Here is a 25232-nt window from a genome sequence, read left to right on the forward strand (position 1 = left end):
GTCAACGCGATCATTCTTGAAAAAGCTACGCTGCATCAATACTTTGACAGCTTGAATATCGGCCTCGCAATCGTGCGAAGCCAATAAGCAAATACGGTCGTTCCGGTCCACGAGCTGCGCTTATTCTGGAGGTATTGATCACTGATAATATAAGTCCGGGTGGATGGTGGGCTCTTCAGACCGAGCTTTTCCCACTCTGCCGGGTCATTCGAACCTCCGAGCCTTTTAAGCATATTTTCCGACGCGCTATTTATTTTAGAAGGAATTTGCTCGTAGGCTTCGGTGATTTGCGCATGAAATTCGTCGATCGGATTGCGGCTGGCAAGGCTCTCCAAGTGGATGCTTTCGCGAAGGTAAGAAGCGTATGCCAGATGTTCAGCCCAGAACTCGTCGATATAAAAAAGCCGTATCCGCTGCTCCGAAGGGCTCATCGGCTTCTCGCCTTTCAAAATCCTTAGCCGCTCCGCGTATAGAATTCGCCTCTGATCCTCCACCATATCCGAATAACAGTTCAGTTCCTTGTGTATATCGAAGTTTTGGCCCATAACAATACGCTGAATACTTGTGATCTTGCTGCTGAGCACCGGCTCTTCAAGAGCCTCATCCTGCCTGGGAGCGCGAACCGCTTTATGGATGCCGAAGCGAAGCAGCAGCTCGTCCTCCAAGCTTACATAAAAAACGGAAGCTCCCGGGTCGCCTTGGCGGCCGGAACGCCCGCGCAGCTGGTCGTCGATCCGCACGCTTTCGTTCACATGGGTGCCAATCACGTACAACCCGCCCAGCTTGGCGACTACCTCATCTTGCGCGGGGTCGCCGCCGCCGAGCCGGATATCGACGCCGCGTCCCGCCATATTTGTAGACACCGTCACTGCGCCGGTTTCTCCCGCTTTGGCGATGATGCCGGCTTCTTCCGCGTCGTTTTTCGCATTCAGAACATGGCAAGGTACGCCGGCAGCCGCTAGCGCCTCTGCCAGCATGGCAGACTCTTCGACGCTTGACGTACCAATGAGAATTGGACGTCCCGTCTTATGGACGGATGAGATTTCTTGTACGAGTGCCTTAAGCTTGGCTTCTTTATGGGTAAAAACCCGGTGCAGATGGTCGATCCGGATGTTTGGCCGGTTCGGCGGGATTTGTACGACCTGCAGCGCATAAATATCTTCGAAGTCCGCTGCGGAAGCATGCGCAGTAGCCGTCATTCCGCAAATCTGCGGATACAGGCTGATGAAGTGTTGGATGGTGATCGTCCCGAGAATTTTCCCGCCGGCTACGGGCTGCAGCCCCTCTTTGGCTGTAAGCGCGGCTTGGAGCCCGTCCGGCAAATACCGGTTCTCCGCCACGCGGCCGGTATATTCTTCGATCAGCTCGATTTTGCCGTTCCGGACGATGTAATCGACGTCTTTTTGTAATAACGATTCCGCATGCAGCGCGCAATTTAATGACGTTAGCAAATGACTATTATGGCTATCGTACAAATTACCGCATCCCAGCAGCAATTCTGCTTTCGCAGCGCCTGCTTCATTTAAGTAAACGTTCCGCTGGAACTCGTCGAAGTCGTAATGCTCATCTTGCTTGAGCTGCCGGGCCACTTCTGCGAAGCGAAAGCCGTCGCTCCTGGAAGAGGCCGAATCGCTACTGATGACCAGCGGCACCCGCGCTTCGTCGAGAAGCAGCGAATCCGCTTCGTCGACGATGACATAGTGGAAAGGACGATGCACTGTATCGGCTTCGCTTAGTGCGATTGTGTCGCGCAAGTAATCGAATCCCGCTTCTTTGGCCGTAACATAGGTTATATCCTTGGCGTATGCATCCCGTTTCCCGGACAGGCTCATGCCGGATTGAACCGAGTTTACCGTTAACCCGAGGAAACAATAGATCGGGCCCATCCACTCCGCATCCCGCTTGGCCAAATAATCGTTAAAAGTCAGCACATGAACACCTTCGCCGGTCAGCGCATTTAGATAAGCAGGCATAACAGCAGAGAGCGTTTTTCCTTCACCGGTATGCTGCTCGATCAGAAATCTCTCATGTAGAGCGATGGCAGCCATGATCTGGACATCGTAAGGCTGTAGTCCGAGCTTTCTCTTCGCTGCCTCGCAGACTAACGCATAAGCATCGACAAGCAGCTCATCCAAAGGCGTGCCCGATTTTGCTTCTTTTTGCAGCCGGAGGGATTCCGCTTGAAGCTGCCCATCGTCCCATGCTTCCAAATTCCGTTTCCTGATGAGCTCCACTTTGTCCCGATAGACCTTCAGCTTATTCTGGATATCGCGGTCTTTGAATTTTTGCATCAACTTGATGGCTATATTCATAGGAATTTGATCTCCTCTCGGTAGAAAAACGCTTAGTTTTCAACAATACTTGCCAATGCATCTGCTAGGTCTTGCTGCGACCATCTGAAGCGTGCCCTCAGTTCACGAACGTTGTTAACAAGCATACGAGAAATCCTTTCCAGATATAGTTTGGGAAAGATTGTAACTTATGTATTTCGAAATGTAAACACTATATTGCATTTTGGAAGCCATCTTAGTCATTGAAAAGTTTCTTATTCTTTCCCCGTCGCCACCGGATTCTCGCTATACGAAATCCAATCACTCCAGTTGGCATTGCCATCAGAAATTGTTTTCAGGGTGCCTGGTCGCCGGACTTTGAAAAAGCGAGACTACATAACAACAAAGCAGCGCCGTTGAATGTTGGTGTATCAATCAGCACCATTACCTGCATCCCAGCAAGAGGACACCTGAACCAGAGGTCATTGTTGAGTGACTGTAACCTTCTTACGGTTTTTTTCTTGTGAGGTCACAGAATACTAATTTCCATAAATTTCTTCTTATCTTATTCCGATAAATATAAAAGATTATCTGAAAACAGGCTGTAATCATCGGTATATACGGCGTCTGGTTTGGTGAAGAAGACTGCTTACTTTCGGATACGTATGAAAAACGAGAGACATCAGGAGGGTATTATGAAGAAAAAAGTTGGATTATTATCAATGGTATTGCTGTTAATGCTATTGATGATTACAGCATGCGGATGGGAAGAGAAAGAATTTAGCTTGGGTGTGACTGAAAGTGGTTCATATACGAATGATTATTTCGGTGTGTCCCTTAACTTTCCGACAGAATGGATCTATCAGGACGCAGACCAGATGAATGAGCTAAGGGATGAAAATATGAAGTATGTGGATTATGCCCTCAGGGATAATGAAGACAAGGAAATAATTATGAATTTGTCGAAGGCCAAGTCGGTCTACCTTTTGGTCGTTTCAAAGTTACCGTTAGATGCAGGTGAAGCCGGACCTTCGATTGTCGTTCTTGCTGAGAAAGTAGAGGCGAATCAAGGCGTTTTTGATGGTAAGGATTATCTGGAGGCTTATAAAAGGTTGATGGAAAAAGCCGAGTATCCGTATGTATTCGAAGATATCACAAAGGTGAAAATTGGCGGAAAAAGAATGTACCTGTTGAAAGGGTCTGTTGATTATGGTAATGATGTTGTAACTACACAAGAGGTTTACAGCACAATAATTGATGAGTATGCCTTCTGTTTCATTGTTTCATACACAAATGATGAGTCAAAGGCTGAAACGGATAAGATTCTGGAATCTGTATCTTTTAAATAAGAGAGTATATCCTACAAGCTGAACGGCTTGGTCATCCAGCTTTTTTTGACATTCTCGTACTCCACTGCGTACAGAATTGCCCCTTGTACATACAACGGTTCGGGCAGAGTGGGCATGTATATTACTTTTGCCTCGGATACGCTGGAATGGGGATCGACCCAATTGGCTGAGCTAACTGCTGCCTCCGAGTTGTCTTCCGAAACAAAAAATACATCGCCAGTGTGCACTTATCCTACATGGCGATGTATTTTTTGTTTGAATATTGTTGTCCGTTGTTCCGCCCTTACTCTTCTCCAGTCGCCACTGCATTCTCCTCATACGAAATCCAGTCACTCCAGCTCCCCGCATACAGCCGCACATTTTTATATCCGGCCTTCTCCAGCGCCAGCACATTCGGGCAGGCGGTTACACCGGAGCCGCAATAGACGATGATCTCGGCGTCCTTGTCCAGTCCGGTGAAATGCGTCTGCAGTTGCTCTGCGCTTTTGAAGCTGCCATCTGCATTCTGCGTGTCTTTCCAAAAGAAGTTGACCGCTCCTGGAATATGTCCGGCTTTTTTATCCATGGTCTCGTTCTGGCCTTTATAGCGGTCATTAGCGCGGGAATCAATCAGGATGGGGATAGCAGGGGATGAAGCCGAAGCGGATGCATCTGCAGCAGCAGCGGCCGTCTGCCCGGACACCCGGCGAACCTCGTCAACGCCTGCGAGCATTTGCGGCTGCACATTCGGAATGAAGCTGCTTGGCACCCGCACCGGCTGATGATCCGTGACAGGGAATTTTTCTGCCTTCCAGGCGCTGAAGCCGCCCTCCAGAATGAATACCTGCTCATGTCCCAGGTAACGCAGCAGCCACCAGAGCCGTGCGGCGTTCATGCCGCTCTCATCGTCATAGGCAACAACGCGTGTGTCGTTTCCGATCCCAAGCTTTGAGAGGCGTGTTGCCAGATCTTGCGGGTCAGGCAGTGGGTGGCGTCCGCCGTGTTCTCCTACCGGGCTTGAGAGATCCAGCTCCAGATCGAGATAGACCGCTCCCGGAATATGCTCTTGCTCATAGCTTTCTCGTCCAGCCTGAGGTTTCCCCAGTGTAAAACGGCAGTCCACAATTGTCTGCTCCGGTTCATAGAGTCTTGCCAGCAGCCAGCGCTTAGACACGGTAGCTTCCATAGTATCCCATCCTTTGCTCATATCAAGATGCAATTAATTATAGCGGAAAAATCGTAGACTCGCATGGCAAGATCCATAATATTGTTGTTAGGTTGTTAGCAGCACCTGGCACAACGGCCGGTGGAACTACATATATATACGAAATGTCAGTTATATTCGTTTTGGGGGGACAGCGATTTAGGGAAAGGATGAGAGCATGGAAGTATCTGGCCAGCAATTTCACACGCAAGCGAACCGGCGTCTTGCAGTAATTGATACGAGGTTTCCATGGAAGCTAAGCGGTTTCCGTTATTGGGAGAACTTAAATATATTAGAGCAAAGGCCGGATACACTGTTCTTTGCGACTGTACCTAATGATGATGACTTCCCTGCTAAAGTGTATCCTTTTTCTGAGTTCATGAAGGTTGCAGTCTCTGAGGGAATAACAGATGTGTATTGTGTTTTCTTGAATTTAACGCTTAGTTTACTGGGACATTGTTTTCTTCCGGATGGCAGCTATATGCCGGGAGCAAATCCGAATCTCAATATTAAAACATTTTTGGAGGAGCGGCATATTAGACTTCATGCTACCTTGTACCCTGGCGGCGGTCTCGATCCGTGGACCAAAAAAGAGTTTCTCACCTTTGCAGGACAGCATTGTTCAACCGTGTTTACGAATATCAATGAAGTAATTGATGCAATCCCGACCAGTATTTATTATCCGGTTGTGATCAATACCGATTTATATACATTCCAAGAAAAGAAAGCTGAAACTCCGATACAGCTGACCTTCTGTGCGTTTAATGCCATTAGAAAAGGGTTCCCCATTATGGCAGATGCGTTTAATCGCCTTCCGGATGATTTTCATTTAAATTTAATTGGTGATTGGGAGGATCACTTAGAACGATTAACAAATAAAAATTATACATTCTACGGTCTGCTCTCACCTGAAAAATTAAAGTCAGTGTATGAAAGGACCCATATATTCCTGAATTGCAGTGTTCCGGATCGATTTGCTTTAGATGGTTTTCCAACCACTGCGGCTGTTGATGCGATGTCAACGGGCAGTGTGCTTGTCACGACAAATCCTCGACAGGACAGGTTTATTTTCGAAGAAGACAGGGATTATTTTGAAGTAGAACCTGACGGGGATGCTCTTTATGACAGGTTGATTTGGATCAAGAATCACTTTGAAGCAGCAATGAATGTTGGCAAAAATGGTTCCGATAAGATTAAAAGCAAGTTTAATGCGGGGCAAATAGTGAAATCCAAGCTTGCAGATATATTCAAATAAGTAGTTTACGATGGAAGTTAAGATCGGCGGGCCATCCAAAAAGGTGGAATCCGGCGGTCTTTTCGCCGTGCATAAATGCTTGACTTCTGCCGGGCCTGACCACAATAAAAAAGCTCAGGGATATCCCTGAGCCAGGTAAAGCTATTAAACGTTGGTGATAAGGTCCCAATCGCCAAATGGGAAGGTTTGTTCGGGAACTGGGAATCCGGCAGCATCTCTCCCTTGAGCGTAAAGAGAAACGTCGCTTACGAATCCGGCTGCTCCTGGTGAAGAGACGTTAATCGCGTAATTGGCTACCGTAGTAGGAATTACAAGAGTAACTACACCATGTGCACTCGCGATTGCAAAAGTTGTTGTGAAATACAGTGTTTCAACCACACCTTCAGGTCCGGCATCTGTAACGCTGTAAGCATTGACCACAATAGGTTGGAGTCTTGCTCCAGTGGTGTTCGTGATGCGAAGCTGAACGAATTGCGATATAGGGGCGAGAGTTGGGTCCAGGTTGGCAACTGCACCGATCGAATGAACCGCCATGTTTGCTCACCTCCTTTTCTTTTGATAACACAATATATGTCGATTTAATAGATTGTATTGGATTGCTATCATTAGTAAATATAAAAAGGCGAATAACAGACAAGCAATAAACACTTGAGTTTATAGGCTTTACAAAATCATTGAGTCGGTGTACTATGTAACTAATACACAGATACATTCCTTATATATATCGCCAAGCGATAAATAATACCGATCAGGAGGCTGTTATGAATCAGACTGCGTATAAGCAAGGGCCTGCAGGGAAAGAGGCTGATCTCCCGGTTCTGCAAATGAATGGAGTCAGCAAAATTATTAAGGGAAAAGCTATTGTGAACAAGCTGTCTTTTGACATCCGCAAGGGTGAGATTGTCGGTCTGCTTGGTCCAAATGGTGCCGGGAAGACGACTACCATCCGCATGATGACAGGGCTGATCCGAATGTCGGAAGGGGATGTAGTGGTACAAGGCCACAGCATTCGTAAAGATTTCAACAAGGCTATCGCCCATATAGGGGCGATTATTGAGAATCCAGAATTTTACGGTCATATGACCGGCTATGATAATCTGAAGCAATATCAGCGGATGAGCGATAACATTGCCGGGTCACGGATCGATGAAGTTGTGGAGCTGGTCGGTCTGCAGGAAGCCATGAGCAAGAAGGTTAAGGCCTATTCCCTGGGGATGCGGCAGCGTCTGGGGATCGCACAAGCACTGCTGCATTCACCGAAGCTGCTTATTCTGGATGAGCCTACGAACGGGCTTGACCCCGCAGGAATCCGTGAAATGCGCGAATATATGCGCAGGATAGCAGAGGTAGAGGGGATAGCGATTCTGATTTCCAGTCATATGCTTGCAGAGATCGAGCAAATTTGCCATCGTGCTGTTGTGATCCAGAATGGCAGTCTGGTGACGGTAACTTCACTTGGAGGAGAAGCGCAGGCGGAGGCTGCTGTATCGCTTGCAATCCGTGTTGACGAGGTCGCTGCTGCCGTGTCAGTCATCGAAGCGAAGCAGGATGTACAGCTTGTCCGCATGGATGCGGCACATTCTGAGGTTATTGTTAACCTGCCGGACCTGAAGGTACCGGAGCTTGTTGCAGCTTTTAGTGAAGCCAAAGTGGGGGTCTACCGGATTACGGAAAATAAGCAAAGCCTAGAGGAAGATTTCCTGAAATGGACGGGAGGAAACCGAATTGCGTAAATTTAACAGGCTGGTTCTGAATGAGTGGCTGAAGCTATCGAAGAAACGGACCTTTTTCATCGCCTATGGGCTTCTAATTTTGCTGCCGCTATTGCTGGGCTATATTGTACACTCGGTTGCTGGTGCGAGCTATGCTTCGCCGTCAGCTTTTACAGCAGAAATGCTGCTGCCGTCCCAAGTCGGCCAGATGCTTACAATTATAGTCATTATCGGAACGGCGGGAATTGTAGCCAAGGAGCACAGTCAGGGAACCATCAAGTTCCTGCTGATCCGCGCCCGCAGCCGGTCGGCGATTTTGGCCTCCAAATATGTGACTGTACTGCTGTATGGCCTAAGCATGACCTTGGTTACTGCTGCTGCGACTTTTGTCGCGGGGATGTTGTGGTTTGGAGGCAGCGGAGGCGAGACAGGGTTCACTGATATCCTTACTTCCTTGTTGTACACTTGCGTGTACATGATTGTGTATGCAACGCTCGCTTTTATGCTCGGAACACTGACCACCTCCACTGGCGTAACCATTGGTGCTACGATATTTGCCATTACAGTTGACAGGATGGTGATCTCCCGCGAATTTTATAAATACGTATTATTTCCCAATCTGGATCTGTCTGCCTACGAGAGTGGCGGGGCGCCGATTCCGGGGATGACCCTGGGCTTTTCGATCATGATGCTTGCCGTTTATATGCTGCTGTTTCTCCTGGCGGGGTTTGCCGTGTTCAGACGAAGGGACGTTGCTTGATGACTATTGAATTCGACAACAATCAGCCAATTTATCTCCAGATCATGAATTACATCAAAGGGGAGATCGTTACAGGCAAGCTGAAGCCGGGCGATAAAATCCCCTCCGTGCGTGAATTGGCCGCTGAGCTGCAAATTAATCCGAATACGGTGCAAAGAACCTTTCAGGAACTGGAGCGTGAAGAAATCGTGGAGACCCGGCGGGGAATGGGCAGATATGTGACCGGCAATGAACAGACGATCCTGACGATCAAAAAAGAAATGGCGCAGGATGTGCTGGACCGTTTCATTCGCGGCATGCAGGAGCTTGGCTTTCAGGGTGAAGATATTCTGTCGGCTGTGGCGGAGAATATTCAGACGCGTAATAAACAATAGGGGGATTGTTGCGGTGGACAGGATACTTCAAGTACAGAATGTAACCAAAAAATATGGCTCCAAACACGCACTGCGTGAAGTTTCATTTTCACTGAGTGCCGGTAAAATCGTCGGACTGCTTGGCAGCAACGGCAGCGGTAAAAGTACTCTTATGAGGCTTATCGCCGGTCTGGCTCAGCCGACCTCAGGCAATATTTCCGTGCTGGGCGTCCCGGTGGGCGAAGCAAGCAAAACACTGGTGTCGTTCATGCCGGACCGTCCCTTGACCGAGCCTTGGATGAGAGTAGGGGACGCGCTGAAATTTCAGAAGGATTTCTACCCCGACTTCGACGAAGGCAAAGCGAAGCGGATGCTGGAATTCATGAAGCTTAGGGAGCAAGACAAGGTACAGACTCTGTCCAAAGGGATGAGCGAACGCCTGCAGCTGACCATGGTGCTCTCACGTAAGGCCAGCTTGTATATCCTGGATGAGCCAATTGGCGGAGTCGATCCGGTTGCCCGGACGAGGATTCTCAATGCGCTGATGGAGTTCTATGAGGAAGATAGTACAATTCTGCTCTCCACGCATCTGGTGACGGACATTGAGCGGATTTTTGATGAAGTGATTTTTATAAAGGACGGCGGGCTGGTGCTGCAAAGTGAAGTTGAGGAGCTTCGGCTTCAGCGTGGAAAAAGCGTCGATGAACTGTTTAGAGAGGTGTACGCAGAATGCTGAAGCTATTGAAATACGATTTTAGGCGCAAACGGGAGCGGGTGCTCGCTTTCTTTGTCATCATGCTGCTTGTCCAGGCTGGAATATGGATTACGAACAGCTCCATGGGCACCGATCTGATCTCGATTAATATGCTGACGTATGGTGTTTTCGGTTATTCTCTGGTGATCTCCGCGATCATCAGCTATGACCGTTATCTAAGATCCTATGCCAGACGGCTTGTGCCGGTCCCTATCATTCAGAATGTGCTTTCACCGCTGCTGTTCTGCTGGGTGCTGCTGCTGTCTGTGTTAGGTATTGCCGCAGTCCATTTGGGAATTTATATACTTGCCTATTCTCCTGATTTTCTTACTGAGCATTTCTGGACCGTGGCTGCTTGGAACGCCTTTTATTTTGTCTGGCTGGCCGGTTTTGAACTCATTCTCTTGATGTTCGTCATCACTGTGGTCAGAAGCTTGCGGATAAAAGGGAAAATATGGATTGGAATTGCGGTTTTTATGGTGCTTGAGAATGGTTTGAATTTCATAGAGATGCAGATATGGGGCAATCAAACAATTGGTCTTGAGAATGCTTTCCGGTTTAGTGTTTATCAAACGTCATCTGTACCAAGCAATCTTAAGGTGGATATCTCTGTAAACAACTTTTGGCCGTTCCTATTTGAAGCGGTTATTGGAGCGATACTTGTTTATGTAACTACTTTGCTTGTGAAAAAAAGGATCGAGAACTAATTCCATTCCGCCGCGTGAAGCGAAGCTTGGCATGAGCCGATCTTTCGCTTTTGTGCAAAGGGGAAGGCGCCTAGGTTTCTGCAATCCAAAAAGACGTCCTCTGAATGAGGGCGTCTATCATTCCAAATGTTCTATAGTCCCTGTGCGCTGCGTCCATTCGTCCAGATTTCCAGCTCGCGGAGAAGCTGCTCTTCTTCCGCTTCCTGCAAATCAAGTCTTATCCCGTACTGGTATTGGCCGAGTCCAAACATCCAGCCCCAGCGTACGCTGCCTTCGAATTGAAGCTTTTCTTCCGCAAGCTGGAAATGGATCGTCAGCTTCGTATCGCCCGTGGTAAACCGGATATTAAGCGAGGTGCGTACTTTGCAGCCGGAACGGCTGAGATCAAGCAGTACCCCTTCAGTTAATTTCCCGGCACCAGGACCGGAACTGCTGGCGGGAATTTCAAGCCAGCATTCTATAGGCTGGTTCATTACATATCGGAATGGTTCTTTTCTGCTGGAGTCGTCCATTTTTACCTCCGCTAGCTTTTCTGCTATTATATCGAAATGGACTCAATAGGACAATCTACTAAAGTGCTATTTTTAAAATAACAGGAACACCCCGCCGCTCATTAGGACAAGGCGATGGTATTCCTGTTTTTTATTGCAATTATATATGTAGAAACTGGCGGGAATTTACAAATTATAGAGCGAAGCCATACAATCGACGAACATCTTGTTGTATTCAGAACGCTTCAGGTCCCGGGAGCAGGAGATGTCTCTGCCAAGGAATTCAAACCAAGTAATTTCGGTTCCATCCTTTTTATAGATGAACTTCTCATTCTCGATGGAGAAAACTTCGTTGCTGTAGGAGGGGACATGCTCATATTTGAGCTCTACCCCCTGTTTCTCGGATACCAGTGTAGCCAGAAGAATAAGCATCTTGAACGGGTCATCGTACATTTCAAATTGTTCAGTCATTACCAATCACTCCTTGTTGTGGTTGCTGAGCAGATTATACTATATTGCCAAATTGTAAGCACTATCATGCATTGAAATCAGTATAATTTTGCTACAAGACATCAGTTAAATTAAGAAAGATGCCGATACATAAATATTGACTCATTTCGACAAGGAGAATTTGAATGTCCTTTAACCTGCGTACCTTATTTGCAAGTACTTTTGCAGTTGTTATCATTCTAATAACCGTTTTGCTAAGCTATGTCATCGGCAACCAGTCTTCGAAATCTGTTGAAGCCAGTATTGGAGGTTCACTTGCCGAGGAAGCCTATCAGCTATCTGAGAAGCTGGATCAATTCATGTGGTCGCGTTCTGCGGAAATAGAGGTGCTGAGCAAGCTTAAGGCTTTTCAGGCGCCGGCAGATCAGGCGGAGGTCAGCGGCTTGCTGAATCAGCTGAAGAGCAGCCTGCCGGTGTTCACCTGGATTGGATTTCTCGATGCCAAGGGGATGGTGCTCTCGTCTACAGACAATTTATTGCTGGGACAAAATATCAGCCAAAGACCCGTCTTCCAGGAAGGCTTGAAGGGGCTGTACACTGGCGATGTGCATGACGCGGTGCTGTTATCCAAGCTGCTGCCGAATCCAAGCGGGGAAGTATTGCAATTCGTAGATGTAAGTGCTCCTGTATACAGCAAAGAGGGGCAGGTCAGCGGCGTGCTGGCTGCGCATCTTAGCTGGGAATGGTCGCGTGAGGTGGAGAAGTCAATTATGGCTCCCCTGAAGGAACGTTTGCAGGACGTGGAGGCGTTTGTGGTCAGTAAGAAGGATGATACCATTCTGCTCGGTCCTGCGGAGCTGGTAGGCAAGAAAATGTCGGATGAAGCCCTCGGGCCGGCTAGGGCGGGGACGAACTCTTGGATGGTAGAAGAGGATGGCAGCAAGAAGGAGTCTTACCTGACAGGATATGCCTATGGCAAGGGTTATCAGAATTATCCGGGTCTGGGTTGGACGGTGATTATTCGTCAGCCAACAGATGTGGCTTTTGCTTCGGTTCATCGGCTTGAGCGTTTTATCGCATTTAGCGGATTGGCTTCTGCTGTATTGTTCGCTGTCGTCGGCTGGTTTCTTGCTGGCTGGATTACCCGGCCGCTCAACAATATTACGAAAACAGCCGATCTCCTAAGCGCCGGAGCAAACGTGGAAATTCCGGCCTCAACACGCTTCAAGGACGTGGCGGTTCTGTCCGCTTCCTTACGCCATTTAGTCAATAATCTGACCAAAGTAGAGAGCAAGCTGACCTATATGTCGGATATGGCACTGCATGACAAGCTCACCGGGCTTCCAAATCGCGCTGCGCTGGATGAGTTCCTGGCCCATGCGGTCAGCAAAGCTAAGCAAAACCGGACCACACTCAGTTTTTTATACCTTGATCTGGACGGCTTCAAAAAAGTCAATGATACGCTCGGTCATGCTACTGGCGATGCTCTACTGCAAGAGGTGGCTTTCCGGCTGCTGGATTGCACCCGCGATAATGAAATTGTCGCCCGCCTGGGCGGAGATGAGTTCATCGTCGTTCTTAATACATCAGCAAGCAAGCCTGCTCAGGAAGCGGAAATCGTGGCTTCACGGATCATCAGCAAGATCAACCTGCCCATTGTGATCAGAGGAGAAAACATTCATGTAGGCTGCAGTGTAGGTGCCGCAATATGGTCGCCTGATGGTGCCGACACGGATGAGACGCTAAGGCTGGCGGATGAGGCACTGTATATCTCCAAGCGCAGCGGCAAGAACCGGATCACCTTTGAAGCCGCCTACTAGAACATATCAAGCTATGCTATAACCTTTCTTCATACCGCTGGTGAATCATCCGGCGTGCTGTGGGGAAAGGTTTTTTGTGATTCCGTCAGACCAACAGCACACGCATTTTTACGGAACAAGCATTAGATATAGAGAAAGGATGTGAGGACATGACTAAGAACGACTTTATTGCCAGAATTGCGCCTTTTGCCGTTGCGGACATGAAGCACAGTCATATTGCGGCTTCACTGACGATAGCACAGGCAGCACTGGAATCCGGCTGGGGCAGCAGCGGGTTAACTGTTAAGGCAGGCAACCTGTTCGGGATAAAAGGCAGCGGTCCAGCCGGAAGCATCATCATGCGGACCATTGAATACCGGAAGGGACAAGCCATCCAGGTCTCAGCGGCTTTTCGTGCTTACAACAACTGGGGTGAATCCATTGCGGACCACTCTTCCGTGATACTCGGAGGGGTGTCCTGGAACCGCAGCCTGTACAGCAGGGTCATCAATGTGGACGGTAGAACTGCTGCCCGTGAGATCGCAGCGGCAGGTTATGCCACTGATCCAGATTATGCGTCCAAGCTTATACAAATTATGAATACCTATAATTTATTCCAATATGATGAAATTAAGGAGGATGATGAGATGTCGGCGGAAGATAAACAGAAACTCATTGATTTGGAGACAGAACTGAAGGAACTCCGCCTGCTGCTGTCCGGACTTACAGCGAGCAAAGATACGCTAAAGACCGGAGTCCAGGAGCAAGGTCAGACTCTTAAGAGTGTGATGGAGCAGCTTGCGGTATTCGAAGGACGGGCAGCAATGAAAGTGCCGGATTGGGCGCAGCCTGCGGTTGACGCTGCTGCCTCGGCAGGTCTCCTGGATACGCCTGATGGAGGCAGCTATGATTTTTACAGAACACTTACCGTATTGTACCGGGCGGGTCTGCTCTCAGCCAAAAAGGAGGTGTGATTCCAAATGGGGAACGACGCGTTAAATAATGTGCTGGCGTTCGCTTCAGTCTTAGCCGTATTTGTAATGGCTCTTGTTCAACTGGTGAAGAATACAGTGAAGATTCCACGCAACCTCGTTCCGGCGGTAGGCTTAATTATCGGCCTGTTTGTCGGCGCTGTGGCATATCCGTTTACAGACATGAATTTAATTTTGCGCCTTTGGGCAGGGGGGCTTGCAGGGCTGTCGGCAACGGGACTTTTTGAACTTGCGTTCAATAAAAGGGAAGGCTCAAAGAAAGATTGATAAGCTCCTATATCGGGAAATGGTAGAGTCATATAAAGAGGCTTTGACTGCAGTCGATATGACCAAGCCATCGGCTGGATTACAGAATACTATATTGTATAAACGATGAAAGGAGGTGCTTTTATGGGAACTTATCTTGATGCAAGAACATCGCAGAATGCCAGCACTGCAGGCTCCATTTCCATTCCAATTTCAATCCTTAATACTCCGCAATTGTTCGGTCAAATTGGCTTAATCACCGCTGGGGTAACAACTAACCCGCGTGTCCTGCTCACTGGTACGATATCGGTAGCGCTTCCGCTTAATCCGGTGGGTATAACAATAACAATTGTTAGAGGTACGCTGCCAACCGATCCGGTGGTTTATTCTGCCACCTCCACCTTCAGCCTTAGTGTCCTGGCTCCACAGGTAATCACATTTTCTGCAGCTGATTTCTTGCCTCCGATCACCCCGCAATTGACCTACACAGCGTTCGTTTCCTCGAACCTTGCCGGTACGGTTCGTGTCGGTCCGGAGAGCTTTCAGGGTATTTTAGTTTCAGATTAATGACCAGCATCCTGTCAAGCCGTTAACCACGGATATGACAGGATGCTGTTTTTTATGGAACTACAGAGAATCGTAAATAAAGCTTGCCTAAAAAATAAACCATTTTGCCCAATCTGCCAAAGAAAAAGGTACATATTCTGTTCTGTAGTGATCTTTCAGAAGGAGGTTATCTCATGGGAGCAAATTGTGGTTATGGCGGTAAAGAAGTAGAAAATGTAGGCCATCACGTTAGTCCTTTTACGTCTACATCTGCGATCCTGGTGCTTTTCATCCTGCTGGTCATTATTTTGAGTTCCTGCTTCATCTAAGGCTGTGTGTCAATCTGCGCGTTCCCGGGGCTTATTGTGCCGGGAACGCGCTTTTCTGCTCTACTGCCACGGACAAGCCGGTTAATCAGAACAAAAATTGAACCATTTACCATATGAATTCGTATTAGAAGAGGATGTAATTTCAGAGAGGAGATTATTGGGATGAACAAAAGAATAACGTTCTTCTTAGCCTGCATTCTGCTGCTGGGGGTATGGTCTTGGCCGGCACCAGCCGCACATGGGGCAGGGACTACGGTGAAATTCAGTGTCGACAATGAGGTGCTGAAGTTTCCAGCCGGCGGAGCCCCTTATGTAACCGGAAATACAGTAATGGTACCTATTGGTACGGCAGGTAAAGCGCTTGGTTTGGAAGTTGCTTATAGTAAGAAAGACAAGCTTCTGCAATTAAGCCGCAACGGGCAGCAGTTAACACTGAAGCTGGGCGGCAGTGAAGTGATCATTAACGGAAAGGACAAGCTTGTAATTGATGGCAAGGCTGTTCAGCAGAACAACCGCATTTATGTCCCGCTAGCATTATTCAACGCTATGGGTTTAGTCACATCGTATGATTCAGCCTCAGCCCAAGCCGCAGTGAACACTCCACAAAATTACTCGGAGACGGTTGTAGGGCTGCTTGCCAAGGGAAAATATGAGGTACTATCGCAGCGTTATTTTAGTGAGGACGTGAAAAAAGCCCTTCCGGCAGCAGCGCTTAAGCAGGCTTGGGAGGGTATGGCTGCTACTTATGGAGAGTTCATCAAGGTGAGTGACGTATCCAGCCACAACGAGAATGGCAAGATTTCCATTGCGGGCACTGCTTCTTTTGCCAAGGGGGATCTGATCATTACAACAGCCGTCAACAGCAGCGGCAAAATTATCGGCCTGTTGTTCTCGCCTCCTGCTGCCTCAGCACCGGAGCTTAAGCTTCCAGAGGGAGTAACAGAGGAGGAGGTTATTGTTGGTGCAGGGACCGCGCATCCGCTCAAAGGCGTGCTTACACTTCCCAAGAAATCGGCTCATCCGCTGCCTTCTGTAGTTCTCGTCCAAGGCTCCGGCGCTTCGGATTATGACGAAACTGCTTATGCGTATAAACCATTCAGGGATATTGCATATGGACTTGCCCGGCAAGGCATTGCCGTCATTCGCTACGATAAGCGGACTCATGCGTATCCTCAGGAATTTACAGGAGCTGCGGGGGCCCGTATAACTGTTAAGGAAGAAACGGTGGAGGACGCCATTGCCGCATCCAAGCTGCTTAAGCAGGACAAGCGGTTAGACCCTGGTAAAGTCTACTTGGCCGGTCATAGTCTTGGCGGAATGCTGGCACCGAGAATTGATGCCGATGGCGGAGATTTTGCCGGATTGATTCTGCTGGCAGGCTCACCGAGAAGCCTATGGGAAATTATATACGACCAGAACAAGGCCGTCCTTAATACAATGGATGACGCCAATCCGCTCAAGGCACAGGCTAATGCAGCACTCGATGCTGAACTTACCAAAGCAAAATCATTGTCTGCGTTAACCCTTGAGCAAGCGTTGGCAGCTCCAAGTGTGTTCAATGTTCCTGCATATTATTTCAAGGAGATGGATTCACATAGTACGGCGGATCTGGCCCGAAAGCTGACCAAGCCGGTGCTTGTACTCCAGGGCAGTGATGATTTCCAGGTCTATGCGGACACAGATTTCCCGCTTTGGAAGGAAGTTCTGAAAGGTGATGCCGCAGCTTCATTTAAGCTGTACCCGGGCCTTAATCATTTCTTCGTCAATTATGATGGAGCGGGTGCAGGAACAACTGCAGAATATAATATTCCCGGCATGGTAGATTCACAGGTAATTACCGATATTGGTGAATGGATTAAAGCGCATCAGTAATTTTATTGGAGGGGTAAACATGCCTAATATTTCGAAGAACCTGACAGAACTGATTGGAAACACTCCGCTATTGGAGTTAGCGAATTACGGGAAAATCCACCAGATCCCGGCCAGACTGATCGGCAAACTGGAATATTTCAACCCGGCAGGAAGCGTTAAGGACCGTATCGGTTTTGCTATGATCAAAGATGCTGAAGCCAAAGGATTGATCCATAAGGATTCAGTTCTGATCGAGCCTACAAGCGGAAACACAGGAATTGGCCTTGCTTTTGCAGCCGCCGCTCTTGGCTATAAGCTGATCATTGTGCTGCCGGAAACGTTCAGTGTGGAACGCCGCAAGCTGCTCAGAGCACTTGGCGCGGAGCTGGTACTGACTCCGGGAGCTGAAGGGATGCTTGGTGCGGTCAAAAAAGCCGAGCAACTGGCGGCCGCGACGCCCCATTCGTTTATTCCCCAGCAATTCAGCAATCCGGCTAATCCGCAGATCCACCGTGAGACTACTGCAGAGGAGATTTGGAGAGATACCGGAGGTGAAGTTGACATCTTTGTGGCGGGAGTGGGTACGGGGGGCACTGTCTCAGGTGTCGGGGAAGTTCTGAAAGCAAGAAAACCGGATGTACAGATCATTGCCGTTGAACCAGCGGATTCACCAGTTCTATCGGGAGGGAAACCAAACGCACACAAGATACAGGGCATCGGAGCCAATTTTGTGCCGGATAATTTCAATTATGGAGTTGTCGATGAAATCTTTCAGGTGAAGAATGAGGCTGCATTCGAAACAGCACGGAGCATTGCCAGAACCGAAGGCCTGCTTGTGGGTATTTCATCCGGGGCCGCCGTATACGCCGCTGCTGAGATCGCCAGACGTCCGGAGAATAAAGGTAAGAATATCGTTGTCATTCTCCCGGATACCGGAGAACGATACTTGTCTACACCGCTTTTTGAAGATGAGGGATGACAGATTGAATCGGCCCGCCATAGCTGACAGGTACCCTTTGGTTTATGGGTGAATATCCTGTAACCAGTGTTCGTACTTTAGCCTAAGGCGGTGTCATCTGAAATGAATTATCAACCTTATTATGCTGTTTACCCCAATCTGGCCAACCGGGTGTATTATCGGAACGATGATATGGTGCTTAAGCTGATCGAGCAATCCATTCAAGGTGAACGTAACGATGAAGTGTTCTATGACTTTCTTATCAAACTTGCCCCCACTGAGCAGGAAAGAGAGGTCATTATCAGCATCCGCAATGACGAAAGAAAACACAGGGCTATGTTCAGAAACTTATATACCCGGTTAACCGGAATGGCTCCTCCGGCTGTGGAAGAAGCAGCTGAAGAGCTGCCGGCAAGTTATTTGGAGGGCATTGAAAAAGCACTTTTAGGTGAGCTAAAAGCGTTTGAGAAATACCGTACCCTGTATTTGCATATCAATCCCCTGTACCGGGACTGGATCTTCGAGATTATGACGGACGAGATCAAGCATGCCGGTTATTATAACTGGCTGTACGCCAAAAACAAATAAAGGTAATAGCATGTGAACGCCCTAATTTCTCAACTAGTATAAGCAGTTTGATTTTGATACAATCTATATATTAAGTTTGAAGGAGCGGAGCGCATGGATAATGATTTGGTGCAATTATTGCGGTCGGTTATACGGGAAGAATTAGTTCCTGTGAATGAACGGTTGGACCGGACGGATGAAAGATTGAACGGTGTGAATCAGTATCTCGGCCAAATAGATGGGCGACTTGGCCAATTTGATGAGCATTTTGAACAAATTGATGAGCGACTTGGCCAATTTGATGAACATTTTGAACAAATTGATGAGCGTCTTAGCCGTATTGAAGAAGATCAGCATTTGATTAAACGTGCTGTGTTAGAAACGAATGAACGGGTTATCAATATAGAATCCATTCTTGAGAATCAGCATCGGATTATTGAACTGCTCTCGGCCCGGTCCATCGAACAGGAAGCCCAGCTTAAGCGAATCAAATAACTTTACCAGTCCGGCGCGGTCAGGTGCCGGGCTTTTCTTTTTGTAACCAAATTATTACGGATTAACGGTGTTATACGCATAAAATCGGGCACCCCTTTCGGGGTGCCCTTTCATGGGAGAGGAGAAACCGGACGAAGAGCTTATGGGGAAACGTAAGCCTGCTCCGCGGTTGTCTACGACATTTTGTGATGTCGATAGTTACATGATGTCCCTGAGGTCCCATTCTTATACATAGACAGTCTGAAAAAATCTGCCGTCCCCTAAATATGACACATAAAGACATTCTTTTTATTTCAACGGACAATTGTGGTACTATAGGCTTGGACTTATGCCTTATACGGCATAACTAACAGAGATACAAGAGCGGGTGAATGATTGGTGAGAGTTGTATCGGGAAGTGCAAAGGGCAGACCTTTGAAAAGTGTTCCGGGCAACGGAACGCGGCCTACAACTGACAAGGTGAAAGAAGCGATATTCAGCATGATTGGCCCTTATTTTGAAGGGGGAGCTGCACTGGATTTGTTCGCCGGGACAGGCGGCTTGGGGATTGAAGCCTTGAGCAGAGGAATGGATAGCGCGGTTTTTGTGGATATGGAGCAAAAGAGCATTGATACTATACGCGCGAATCTGAAGGCGGCCAAGCTGGAGGGGCAGGCAGAGGTCTACCGCAATGACGCCGGACGGGCCTTAAGTGCACTGGAGAAACGCGGAAGGGTATTTGATCTTGTTTTCCTGGACCCTCCGTACCGGATGAAGCACGGGGATGAATTGATGCTGACAATGGTTCAGAAAGGACTGCTGAGCTTGGGCGCGGTTATCGTGCTGGAACATGAATCGGGCTATGAATACCCGGAGAATATTCCGGGATTCTATAGAACGCGGCAGGCTGTATATGGAGAGACAACAGTATCTATTTATGAGTTTGAAGCCGCGCCTCTTCACGAAGAAGAGAGCGGTAAGGAGGGAAATGATGAGTCTGCAAATTAGAAAAGAACGTGTCGCCATCTATCCTGGAACCTTTGATCCGGTGACGCTGGGACATATGGATATTATTCAACGCGCAGCCAAACAGTTCGACAGACTGATTGTTGCCGTACTTAACAATTTAAGCAAGAATCCGCTATTTTCGGTTGAAGAGCGTACGGAGCTTTTGCGTCAGGCTACTGTGGACATTCCGAATGTGGAGGTAGACAGCTTCCGTGACCTGCTGGTTCATTATGTCCGGCAAAAGGATGCCCAGGTGATCGTCCGGGGAATCCGCACGGTCACCGATTTCGAGTATGAGCTGCAGAACGCATCCATCAATCATAATTTGGACCCTGACGCCGAAACGATATTTATGATGACTAATCCTAAATATTCCTATCTTAGCTCCAGCGTAGTCAAGGAAATTGCCCATTTTGGAGGGGACGTTTCGGATTTTGTGACGCCAGAGGTGGAACAGGCAATGAAGCTCAAATTCAACCGGATGGACGGCGGAGCCAAGTAATAACATAAACGGCCCCGGAGAGAGCTGCTAATAGCAGCAACAGAAGCGATTGCAGTCCAAACAGCTGCGGCAGAGTGCTCCAGACGGTCAAAGGATTTAGCGTGCCGGAGGGCCAGTCGGCTTCTGGAGCTGCAACCGCAGGCAGGACAGCCGGGTGTAAGTTCAATAGCGGCTTCCACAGCAGCATAGTGAACAGGAAGGCGAATGTCCCGTGCAGCAGCCGGACGGCGGCAAAAGGCAAAAAACGGACTCCGGCCTGTTTCAGTACCGTTAATGCTTGTAATTGTCCGCAAATTCCACTCCAGCCCAGGGCTGCAGACAGCATAGCTGCTCCAATGATGCCCGAGGAGTCTAAGAGATCAGCCGTTGTTCCTCCAGAAGTAAGGGCATTTGCGCCAAGATGAATCTCCAGCAGACTTGCCGGCAATGCCGCAGGCAACTGCGGAAATACGGTTGAGGCAATATTGATGACTACAGCGAATATAATCATATAGCCGCCAACGATCATCAGATTCTGCACTGCGGAACCAACAGATTCACCGAGCAGCCTGCCGAAGCTGCGGCCATCCTGTGAACGGGCTGTTAAGGCTGCAAGATGTACACGTTTCAGCAAAGAGGCCTGTTTGCGGTTTGTCCCTGTTTTAGGGGATACAGCTTGCTTCTTTGATTGTCCGCCAAGCAGAGCGGCGGTAAAGCCTGAGGCCAGTCCTGCAAGCCAGTGAATGGCCAGCAGGGCATACCCCGCTGCAGGATTGTGCAAAAAGGCTGCGCCCACCACGATAAGCAAGGTAACCGGACTGGCGAAATGGACCAGCGCGGCCATCCGTCCGGCCTCCTTGTCCGTAATGCTGCCTTGTTTGTACAGTTGCATCACCCCGCCGGCTCCGGCGGGAAACCCTGCGGCCATTCCCAGCGCCAGCGTCCAGCCGCCGGCTCCCGGCAGCCGGAACAGCCGCTTCATGAGCGGCTCCAGCAGCACACCTATGCCGTGCACCAGACCTGAGGCGGTCAGCATTTCGGACAGGATCAGGAAGGGCAGCAAGGCCGGGAAAACGATAGTCCACCAGAGCTTAAGACCCTGCAGGGATGCTGCAAATGCGGACTCCGGCGCCGAGACGATGGCAATGGCGAGCAGAATGGCGACGCTTCCGCCCAGGAAGGGCGCAGAAGCTGTGGTTATCCGGTGTATTTTAAAGTTATTCATTTTGAGCATCACCTCTTCATAGCATAGACAATAGCCTTAAGACTGTTATCAATTTATGCAGTTGAGACAACCATCATGCCTCAGTCGAAACGCTTGCTTTTATTAAAATCCAAGGATAATGAATAAGTTCACACAGAATGTACAGCATAGTGCCGTGGGAAAGAAGGGAAAAGCAGTGAGGCAACCGAAACGCCGGGTAGGATTCCGCGCCACAGCCTACTTGTTCACATTCGTGGTTATTCTCTATGTGGTTGTTTTTATGAATACGCCTTACATTGTTTATCAACCGGGCAGTGCCTCCGAGGTGGCTCCGATGATTCATGTACAGAATGCCGATTCTAGTGAACGGGGGACGTTCATGATGACCACGGTGTCCGCGAGTTACGCCAATGTGGCCCTGCTGATCGCTTCTGTATTTAATTCCAATGCCGAAATTGTCCTTAAAGAGGCACGTCTGGGGGATAAAACAGAGCAGGAGTATGCGGCTGAACAGGTCTATTACATGGACAGCTCGCAGTCGTATGCTGTACAGGCGGCTTACCATGCGGCCAATATCCCCTATGAAGACGTTGTGGATTATTTGTTTGTGTTTTCGGTCCCGGTAACAGGCAATCAGGAGCAGTTCAAGCCTGGCGATAAAATCATCAGCGTTGAAGGACAGACTTTAAGTGGTCCTGAGGCTCTATCCGCCCTTCTGTCATCAAGGAAAGTCGGTGATAAGGCAGAGGTTGTGCTGCAGCGGGAAGGCAAAGAAGTGAAGGAGCAAGTCACGCTCGTTGAGGTTAAGGATACCAAGACTGGTGCGTCTAAGCCAGGGCTTGGAGTTGTTATCGGCGCCGTTCAAAAGGTGGAGCCCAAAGCGCCAGGGAAAACCGTCAGCTTTGTCAGTACGGACGTCGGCGGACCTTCAGCGGGCCTGATGTTCACGATGGAGATTTATAACCAGTTGACTCCTGGTGATCTAACTAAAGGCCATCGGGTCGCAGGTACAGGGACTATAGATGCTGAGGGTACTGTAGGAGCAATTGGCGGAGTCAAGCATAAGATCGTCGCGGCGGACCGGAAAGGGGCGGGGATTTTCTTCGTGCCGGTCAAAAATTATGACGAAGCCAAGGCCAAGGCGGATGCAATAGGCACGTCAATGAAGCTTGTGCCTGTATCTACGCTGGCGGAAGCGCTGAAATATATGGAGGAGCTGCCGGTCAAACCCTGACCGGCGGCTGTAAATAATCGTGGTACAGATCTGTACGCAGCGGATTAGTGAACGCTCCCGCATAAGCGGACGCTGCCTGCAGGTCCCATTCCAGCATAGGATGGGAGAAGTGGGCAGGGCTTGTAACAACAGGCCAGGCTGCGCTGTGCTTCATTCTCTTGAGCAGCTTTCGCCCGCTCTCCCGGAAGCCAAGGACCCGGATATACCCGGGTCCTTGTGCTAGCTTAGCGGGTGTCATTTCTGCTTTGCTGTGATTCAGCAGAACATGGAGCAGGAGACGCTGCAGTCTGGTGTGGGTGTAGCGCTTGCTTTTCAGCGCTTCCAGCAGGCCGCTTACGGAGAACTGGGGCAGTGCCGGAAGAATCCGCAGCAGCCGGTGCTCCAGTCCTTCATTCATATCCTGCAGAACGCGCAGCTCAGAAGCTGTGCGGGTAGAGAGCAAATGGCGAAGCTGAATCCGGAAGCTCTCCAGATTCAGCGGACCTCTGCCTGCCGCATGCTCTCTCTCCAAGATGGATATGCTATATTCCGGCATATAAGCCGCAGGCGATCCGCCCTCTGCAAGCAGCCTGCGGATTGCAGTGGCACTGGCAATGGATGAACCGCTCTGCAGCGGTTCATGGAAGCCTGCGCCGGTACGCGGCACGGTTAGCGGCTGAATCGCGCTGCCGAGCCGCCGCAGCGCGATCAGATAGTGCAGGCCGAGGCTGTTGTTCGGCTGGCGCAACAACTCGGCCGCATCGAAGGGTCTTTCATCTCCCATGAAAGACCCCTCCCAGGCCGCCGCCGCCGCTGCGCTGTAGGCGGCGGGGAAGCTCGCTCCGAGCGCCATGCGTCGGCGGATCTCGCCCCGGAGCGCGCTGCTCTCTTCGGCCAGGAATCCGGCCAGCGGCAGCAGCGCGCTCAAAGTGCCTGCTTCGGAGCCGAAGCACAAGCTGTCCACGACCCCGGTCGCTTCCAGCAATGCCACTGCTCCGAAGGCGAACCATTCCGCCGGCTGAACGGCATACGCCACCGGCAGTTCAAGCACGAGGTCGGCGCCCATATGGAGCGCCATCTCCGTGCGGGCCTGCTTGCTCACTGCCGCCGGTTCGCCGCGCTGGGTGAACGGACCGCTCATGACCACAATCGCGCTGTCCGCTCCGGACAATTTTTTGGACGCTTCAAAGTGGTGAACATGTCCGTTATGTAATGGATTGTACTCTGCAATAATGCCAACAGTAGTCACGCTATATTCACTCCGTATCTGGATAATGGGATTCTGATTAGTTATATCATAATTTGTCTGTCTCTTTGAAACAATATAAAGGGAAAACGGTTGACAAAGTTCGGTAATGATAGGTATAATAAATTTTGTTTGTTTGGAGTGATACTTATGAAGATTCACTTTCGCAAATTGGCTAATGCCGACGAGCCTCTGCATATTCAGGAAACTATGGATGTCAGTGAGCTTGTCAAGGGGCGAAAGGATATTTTTGCTGTTGCACCACTTTCAGTGGACCTTAAAGCGCTGCCCGCGGGCACCGATTGTGTGAACGTGGTGGGGAAATTGAACGGGAATGTGGACATGTTATGTGCACGTTGCCTTACAGAGGTTAACAGTAAATTGAATATTCCTTTTGCTGAGACTTTCAAATGGCTTAAGCAGCCGCTTCTTCCCGAAGATGAAGATGAGGATCTCATTTACATCGAGGATGAGATTGTGGATCTTGTCCCGTTCGTGGAAGAAAACTTCGTACTGCACTTGCCGGATTCGGTATTGTGCAAGGCAGACTGTCTTGGTCTTTGTCAGACATGCGGACAAAATTTGAACGAAGGCACCTGCAGTTGCGACAACACAGTGGTCGATCCAAGACTCGCTGCGTTGAAAGGATTCTTTACCAAGCAAGATGACTAAGAACAAATCCCGAGTGATAACGGGTTAAAACGGAACTAGGAGGTGTAACACAATGGCAGTACCTCAACGGAGAACGTCCAAAACACGCCGTGACAAACGCCGCACCCACTTCAAACTGGTTGTGCCGGGCATGGTGAAATGCGAACAATGCGGAGAGCTGAAGCTGGCTCACCACGTATGTAAAGTTTGCGGAACTTACAAAGCAAGAGAGATCATCAAACAATAGTTTTTAATAAAAGTAGCACCTCATCTGCCGGTGAGGTGTTATTTTTTTTGAAAATAGAAGAATGTTTTGGATAATAGAACAGTGACCGGAGCCGGATTTGTCTAATGGTTTGAAGTCAATGCTTTATTTTTGCAGC

General features: G+C 49.1%; 28 protein-coding genes. 21 read left to right on the top strand and 7 right to left on the bottom strand.

Annotated features, from left to right (window positions below; genetic code table 11):
- Window positions 1-35: 35 nt before the first annotated feature.
- The gene (locus AC0LWN_RS00880) at window positions 36-2312 is read right to left on the bottom strand and encodes a preprotein translocase subunit SecA (RefSeq protein ID WP_474662775.1); all 2277 of its coding nucleotides are present in this window, start codon (window positions 2310-2312) and stop codon (window positions 36-38) included.
- 653 nt (window positions 2313-2965) lie between these two features.
- Between AC0LWN_RS00880 and AC0LWN_RS00885 the strand changes: the two genes are divergently transcribed.
- Window positions 2966-3619, top strand: coding sequence for a hypothetical protein (locus tag AC0LWN_RS00885; RefSeq protein WP_474662776.1), 654 nt, complete (start codon window positions 2966-2968; stop codon window positions 3617-3619).
- 283 nt (window positions 3620-3902) lie between these two features.
- Here AC0LWN_RS00885 and AC0LWN_RS00890 read toward each other — a convergent pair whose 3' ends face one another.
- Complete coding sequence (locus AC0LWN_RS00890) at window positions 3903-4784, bottom strand: sulfurtransferase (RefSeq protein WP_474662777.1); 882 nt, start codon at window positions 4782-4784, stop codon at window positions 3903-3905.
- Between the two features lie 196 nt (window positions 4785-4980).
- Here AC0LWN_RS00890 and AC0LWN_RS00895 point away from each other — a divergent pair, with 196 nt between their 5' ends.
- Window positions 4981-6057 (top strand): glycosyltransferase, encoded by a 1077-nt coding sequence (locus tag AC0LWN_RS00895; protein WP_474662778.1) that lies wholly within the window; start codon window positions 4981-4983, stop codon window positions 6055-6057.
- A gap of 144 nt (window positions 6058-6201) precedes the next feature.
- Here the strand turns inward: AC0LWN_RS00895 and AC0LWN_RS00900 are convergent, their stop codons facing one another.
- Window positions 6202-6591: a hypothetical protein gene (locus AC0LWN_RS00900; RefSeq protein ID WP_474662779.1), complete on the bottom strand. Its 390-nt coding sequence runs from the start codon at window positions 6589-6591 to the stop codon at window positions 6202-6204.
- A 227-nt stretch (window positions 6592-6818) separates the two neighbouring features.
- Between AC0LWN_RS00900 and AC0LWN_RS00905 the strand changes: the two genes are divergently transcribed.
- Genes AC0LWN_RS00905 through AC0LWN_RS00925 form a run of 5 tightly spaced genes read left to right on the top strand, consistent with a single transcriptional unit; the run spans window position 6819 to window position 10343 of the window.
- Window positions 6819-7790, top strand: a complete 972-nt coding sequence (locus tag AC0LWN_RS00905) for an ABC transporter ATP-binding protein (RefSeq protein ID WP_474662780.1) — start codon at window positions 6819-6821, stop codon at window positions 7788-7790.
- Window positions 7783-8529, top strand: a complete 747-nt coding sequence (locus tag AC0LWN_RS00910) for a DUF2705 family protein (RefSeq protein ID WP_474662781.1) — start codon at window positions 7783-7785, stop codon at window positions 8527-8529. Before AC0LWN_RS00905 ends, AC0LWN_RS00910 begins: the two co-directional genes overlap by 8 nt.
- The gene (locus AC0LWN_RS00915) at window positions 8529-8903 is read left to right on the top strand and encodes a GntR family transcriptional regulator (protein ID WP_474663541.1); all 375 of its coding nucleotides are present in this window, start codon (window positions 8529-8531) and stop codon (window positions 8901-8903) included. Before AC0LWN_RS00910 ends, AC0LWN_RS00915 begins: the two co-directional genes overlap by 1 nt.
- 13 nt (window positions 8904-8916) lie before the next feature.
- The gene (locus AC0LWN_RS00920; RefSeq protein ID WP_474662782.1) at window positions 8917-9618 is read left to right on the top strand and encodes an ABC transporter ATP-binding protein; all 702 of its coding nucleotides are present in this window, start codon (window positions 8917-8919) and stop codon (window positions 9616-9618) included.
- Window positions 9612-10343: a hypothetical protein gene (locus tag AC0LWN_RS00925; protein ID WP_474662783.1), complete on the top strand. Its 732-nt coding sequence runs from the start codon at window positions 9612-9614 to the stop codon at window positions 10341-10343. The genes AC0LWN_RS00920 and AC0LWN_RS00925 overlap by 7 nt, the downstream gene beginning before the upstream one ends.
- A 131-nt stretch (window positions 10344-10474) precedes the next feature.
- Here AC0LWN_RS00925 and AC0LWN_RS00930 read toward each other — a convergent pair whose 3' ends face one another.
- Both AC0LWN_RS00930 and AC0LWN_RS00935 read right to left on the bottom strand, forming a co-directional pair.
- The gene (locus AC0LWN_RS00930; protein ID WP_474662784.1) at window positions 10475-10855 is read right to left on the bottom strand and encodes a PilZ domain-containing protein; all 381 of its coding nucleotides are present in this window, start codon (window positions 10853-10855) and stop codon (window positions 10475-10477) included.
- 165 nt (window positions 10856-11020) lie between these two features.
- Entirely contained in the window at window positions 11021-11305 is a 285-nt protein-coding gene (locus AC0LWN_RS00935; RefSeq protein WP_474662785.1) for a hypothetical protein, read from the bottom strand.
- A 164-nt stretch (window positions 11306-11469) separates the two neighbouring features.
- Here AC0LWN_RS00935 and AC0LWN_RS00940 point away from each other — a divergent pair, with 164 nt between their 5' ends.
- The 11 genes from AC0LWN_RS00940 to coaD all read left to right on the top strand — a co-directional run bounded on the left by AC0LWN_RS00940 (window position 11470) and on the right by coaD (window position 20556).
- Entirely contained in the window at window positions 11470-13104 is a 1635-nt protein-coding gene (locus AC0LWN_RS00940; RefSeq protein WP_474662786.1) for a sensor domain-containing diguanylate cyclase, read from the top strand.
- 149 nt (window positions 13105-13253) lie between these two features.
- The gene (locus AC0LWN_RS00945) at window positions 13254-14057 is read left to right on the top strand and encodes a glycoside hydrolase family 73 protein (protein ID WP_474662787.1); all 804 of its coding nucleotides are present in this window, start codon (window positions 13254-13256) and stop codon (window positions 14055-14057) included.
- A gap of 6 nt (window positions 14058-14063) precedes the next feature.
- On the top strand, window positions 14064-14342 hold the full coding sequence (locus AC0LWN_RS00950) for a holin (protein ID WP_458965244.1): 279 nt from the start codon (window positions 14064-14066) through the stop codon (window positions 14340-14342).
- A gap of 123 nt (window positions 14343-14465) precedes the next feature.
- A complete protein-coding gene (locus AC0LWN_RS00955; RefSeq protein WP_474662788.1) occupies window positions 14466-14888 on the top strand; it encodes a hypothetical protein in 423 nt (140 codons plus the stop codon).
- 173 nt (window positions 14889-15061) lie between these two features.
- Complete coding sequence (locus AC0LWN_RS00960) at window positions 15062-15196, top strand: YjcZ family sporulation protein (protein ID WP_458965246.1); 135 nt, start codon at window positions 15062-15064, stop codon at window positions 15194-15196.
- 162 nt (window positions 15197-15358) lie between these two features.
- On the top strand, window positions 15359-17068 hold the full coding sequence (locus AC0LWN_RS00965) for an alpha/beta fold hydrolase (protein WP_474662789.1): 1710 nt from the start codon (window positions 15359-15361) through the stop codon (window positions 17066-17068).
- 19 nt (window positions 17069-17087) lie between these two features.
- Window positions 17088-18026, top strand: coding sequence for a cysteine synthase A (gene cysK, locus AC0LWN_RS00970; protein ID WP_474662790.1), 939 nt, complete (start codon window positions 17088-17090; stop codon window positions 18024-18026).
- Between the two features lie 102 nt (window positions 18027-18128).
- Entirely contained in the window at window positions 18129-18593 is a 465-nt protein-coding gene (locus AC0LWN_RS00975) for a ferritin-like domain-containing protein (RefSeq protein WP_474662791.1), read from the top strand.
- A 93-nt stretch (window positions 18594-18686) separates the two neighbouring features.
- Window positions 18687-19067, top strand: coding sequence for a hypothetical protein (locus AC0LWN_RS00980; RefSeq protein WP_474662792.1), 381 nt, complete (start codon window positions 18687-18689; stop codon window positions 19065-19067).
- 378 nt (window positions 19068-19445) lie between these two features.
- Entirely contained in the window at window positions 19446-20054 is a 609-nt protein-coding gene (rsmD, locus tag AC0LWN_RS00985; RefSeq protein WP_474662793.1) for a 16S rRNA (guanine(966)-N(2))-methyltransferase RsmD, read from the top strand.
- The gene (gene coaD, locus AC0LWN_RS00990) at window positions 20038-20556 is read left to right on the top strand and encodes a pantetheine-phosphate adenylyltransferase (protein ID WP_474662794.1); all 519 of its coding nucleotides are present in this window, start codon (window positions 20038-20040) and stop codon (window positions 20554-20556) included. The genes rsmD and coaD overlap by 17 nt, the downstream gene beginning before the upstream one ends.
- Here coaD and AC0LWN_RS00995 read toward each other — a convergent pair.
- Entirely contained in the window at window positions 20528-21760 is a 1233-nt protein-coding gene (locus AC0LWN_RS00995) for a nucleoside recognition domain-containing protein (protein WP_474662795.1), read from the bottom strand. The genes coaD and AC0LWN_RS00995 overlap by 29 nt on opposite strands.
- A 175-nt stretch (window positions 21761-21935) precedes the next feature.
- Between AC0LWN_RS00995 and AC0LWN_RS01000 the strand changes: the two genes are divergently transcribed.
- A complete protein-coding gene (locus AC0LWN_RS01000) occupies window positions 21936-22973 on the top strand; it encodes a SepM family pheromone-processing serine protease (RefSeq protein ID WP_474662796.1) in 1038 nt (345 codons plus the stop codon).
- Here AC0LWN_RS01000 and AC0LWN_RS01005 read toward each other — a convergent pair.
- Window positions 22963-24201 (bottom strand): tRNA(Met) cytidine acetate ligase, encoded by a 1239-nt coding sequence (locus tag AC0LWN_RS01005; RefSeq protein WP_474662797.1) that lies wholly within the window; start codon window positions 24199-24201, stop codon window positions 22963-22965. The two genes, AC0LWN_RS01000 and AC0LWN_RS01005, sit on opposite strands and share 11 nt — an antisense overlap.
- Before the next feature lie 147 nt (window positions 24202-24348).
- On the opposite strand from AC0LWN_RS01005, the gene AC0LWN_RS01010 reads away from it, so the two are divergent.
- Together AC0LWN_RS01010 and rpmF are read left to right on the top strand one after the other, a co-directional pair.
- Window positions 24349-24870, top strand: a complete 522-nt coding sequence (locus tag AC0LWN_RS01010; RefSeq protein WP_458965256.1) for a YceD family protein — start codon at window positions 24349-24351, stop codon at window positions 24868-24870.
- A gap of 52 nt (window positions 24871-24922) precedes the next feature.
- Window positions 24923-25096, top strand: coding sequence for a 50S ribosomal protein L32 (gene rpmF, locus AC0LWN_RS01015; protein WP_019911234.1), 174 nt, complete (start codon window positions 24923-24925; stop codon window positions 25094-25096).
- Window positions 25097-25232: the final 136 nt, after the last annotated feature.

The organism is Paenibacillus sp. sgz302115 (genome assembly GCF_056120445.1).

What these genes read in the sequence shown, in the direction of transcription:
- AC0LWN_RS00925 (WP_474662783.1), top strand. Translation starts at nt 9,612, where the DNA reads ATGCTGAAGCTATTGAAATACGATTTTAGGCGCAAACGGGAGCGGGTG.
- AC0LWN_RS00935 (WP_474662785.1), bottom strand. Translation starts at nt 11,305, where the DNA reads ATGACTGAACAATTTGAAATGTACGATGACCCGTTCAAGATGCTTATT.
- AC0LWN_RS00905 (WP_474662780.1), top strand. Translation starts at nt 6,819, where the DNA reads ATGAATCAGACTGCGTATAAGCAAGGGCCTGCAGGGAAAGAGGCTGAT.
- AC0LWN_RS00880 (WP_474662775.1), bottom strand. Translation starts at nt 2,312, where the DNA reads ATGAATATAGCCATCAAGTTGATGCAAAAATTCAAAGACCGCGATATC.
- AC0LWN_RS00995 (WP_474662795.1), bottom strand. Translation starts at nt 21,760, where the DNA reads ATGAATAACTTTAAAATACACCGGATAACCACAGCTTCTGCGCCCTTC.
- AC0LWN_RS00945 (WP_474662787.1), top strand. Translation starts at nt 13,254, where the DNA reads ATGACTAAGAACGACTTTATTGCCAGAATTGCGCCTTTTGCCGTTGCG.
- AC0LWN_RS00890 (WP_474662777.1), bottom strand. Translation starts at nt 4,784, where the DNA reads ATGGAAGCTACCGTGTCTAAGCGCTGGCTGCTGGCAAGACTCTATGAA.
- AC0LWN_RS00955 (WP_474662788.1), top strand. Translation starts at nt 14,466, where the DNA reads ATGGGAACTTATCTTGATGCAAGAACATCGCAGAATGCCAGCACTGCA.
- AC0LWN_RS00965 (WP_474662789.1), top strand. Translation starts at nt 15,359, where the DNA reads ATGAACAAAAGAATAACGTTCTTCTTAGCCTGCATTCTGCTGCTGGGG.
- AC0LWN_RS01010 (WP_458965256.1), top strand. Translation starts at nt 24,349, where the DNA reads ATGAAGATTCACTTTCGCAAATTGGCTAATGCCGACGAGCCTCTGCAT.
- coaD (WP_474662794.1), top strand. Translation starts at nt 20,038, where the DNA reads ATGAGTCTGCAAATTAGAAAAGAACGTGTCGCCATCTATCCTGGAACC.
- rpmF (WP_019911234.1), top strand. Translation starts at nt 24,923, where the DNA reads ATGGCAGTACCTCAACGGAGAACGTCCAAAACACGCCGTGACAAACGC.
- AC0LWN_RS00960 (WP_458965246.1), top strand. Translation starts at nt 15,062, where the DNA reads ATGGGAGCAAATTGTGGTTATGGCGGTAAAGAAGTAGAAAATGTAGGC.
- AC0LWN_RS00885 (WP_474662776.1), top strand. Translation starts at nt 2,966, where the DNA reads ATGAAGAAAAAAGTTGGATTATTATCAATGGTATTGCTGTTAATGCTA.
- cysK (WP_474662790.1), top strand. Translation starts at nt 17,088, where the DNA reads ATGCCTAATATTTCGAAGAACCTGACAGAACTGATTGGAAACACTCCG.
- AC0LWN_RS00930 (WP_474662784.1), bottom strand. Translation starts at nt 10,855, where the DNA reads ATGGACGACTCCAGCAGAAAAGAACCATTCCGATATGTAATGAACCAG.
- AC0LWN_RS00915 (WP_474663541.1), top strand. Translation starts at nt 8,529, where the DNA reads ATGACTATTGAATTCGACAACAATCAGCCAATTTATCTCCAGATCATG.
- AC0LWN_RS00980 (WP_474662792.1), top strand. Translation starts at nt 18,687, where the DNA reads ATGGATAATGATTTGGTGCAATTATTGCGGTCGGTTATACGGGAAGAA.
- AC0LWN_RS00950 (WP_458965244.1), top strand. Translation starts at nt 14,064, where the DNA reads ATGGGGAACGACGCGTTAAATAATGTGCTGGCGTTCGCTTCAGTCTTA.
- AC0LWN_RS00895 (WP_474662778.1), top strand. Translation starts at nt 4,981, where the DNA reads ATGGAAGTATCTGGCCAGCAATTTCACACGCAAGCGAACCGGCGTCTT.
- AC0LWN_RS00940 (WP_474662786.1), top strand. Translation starts at nt 11,470, where the DNA reads ATGTCCTTTAACCTGCGTACCTTATTTGCAAGTACTTTTGCAGTTGTT.
- AC0LWN_RS00975 (WP_474662791.1), top strand. Translation starts at nt 18,129, where the DNA reads ATGAATTATCAACCTTATTATGCTGTTTACCCCAATCTGGCCAACCGG.
- AC0LWN_RS00900 (WP_474662779.1), bottom strand. Translation starts at nt 6,591, where the DNA reads ATGGCGGTTCATTCGATCGGTGCAGTTGCCAACCTGGACCCAACTCTC.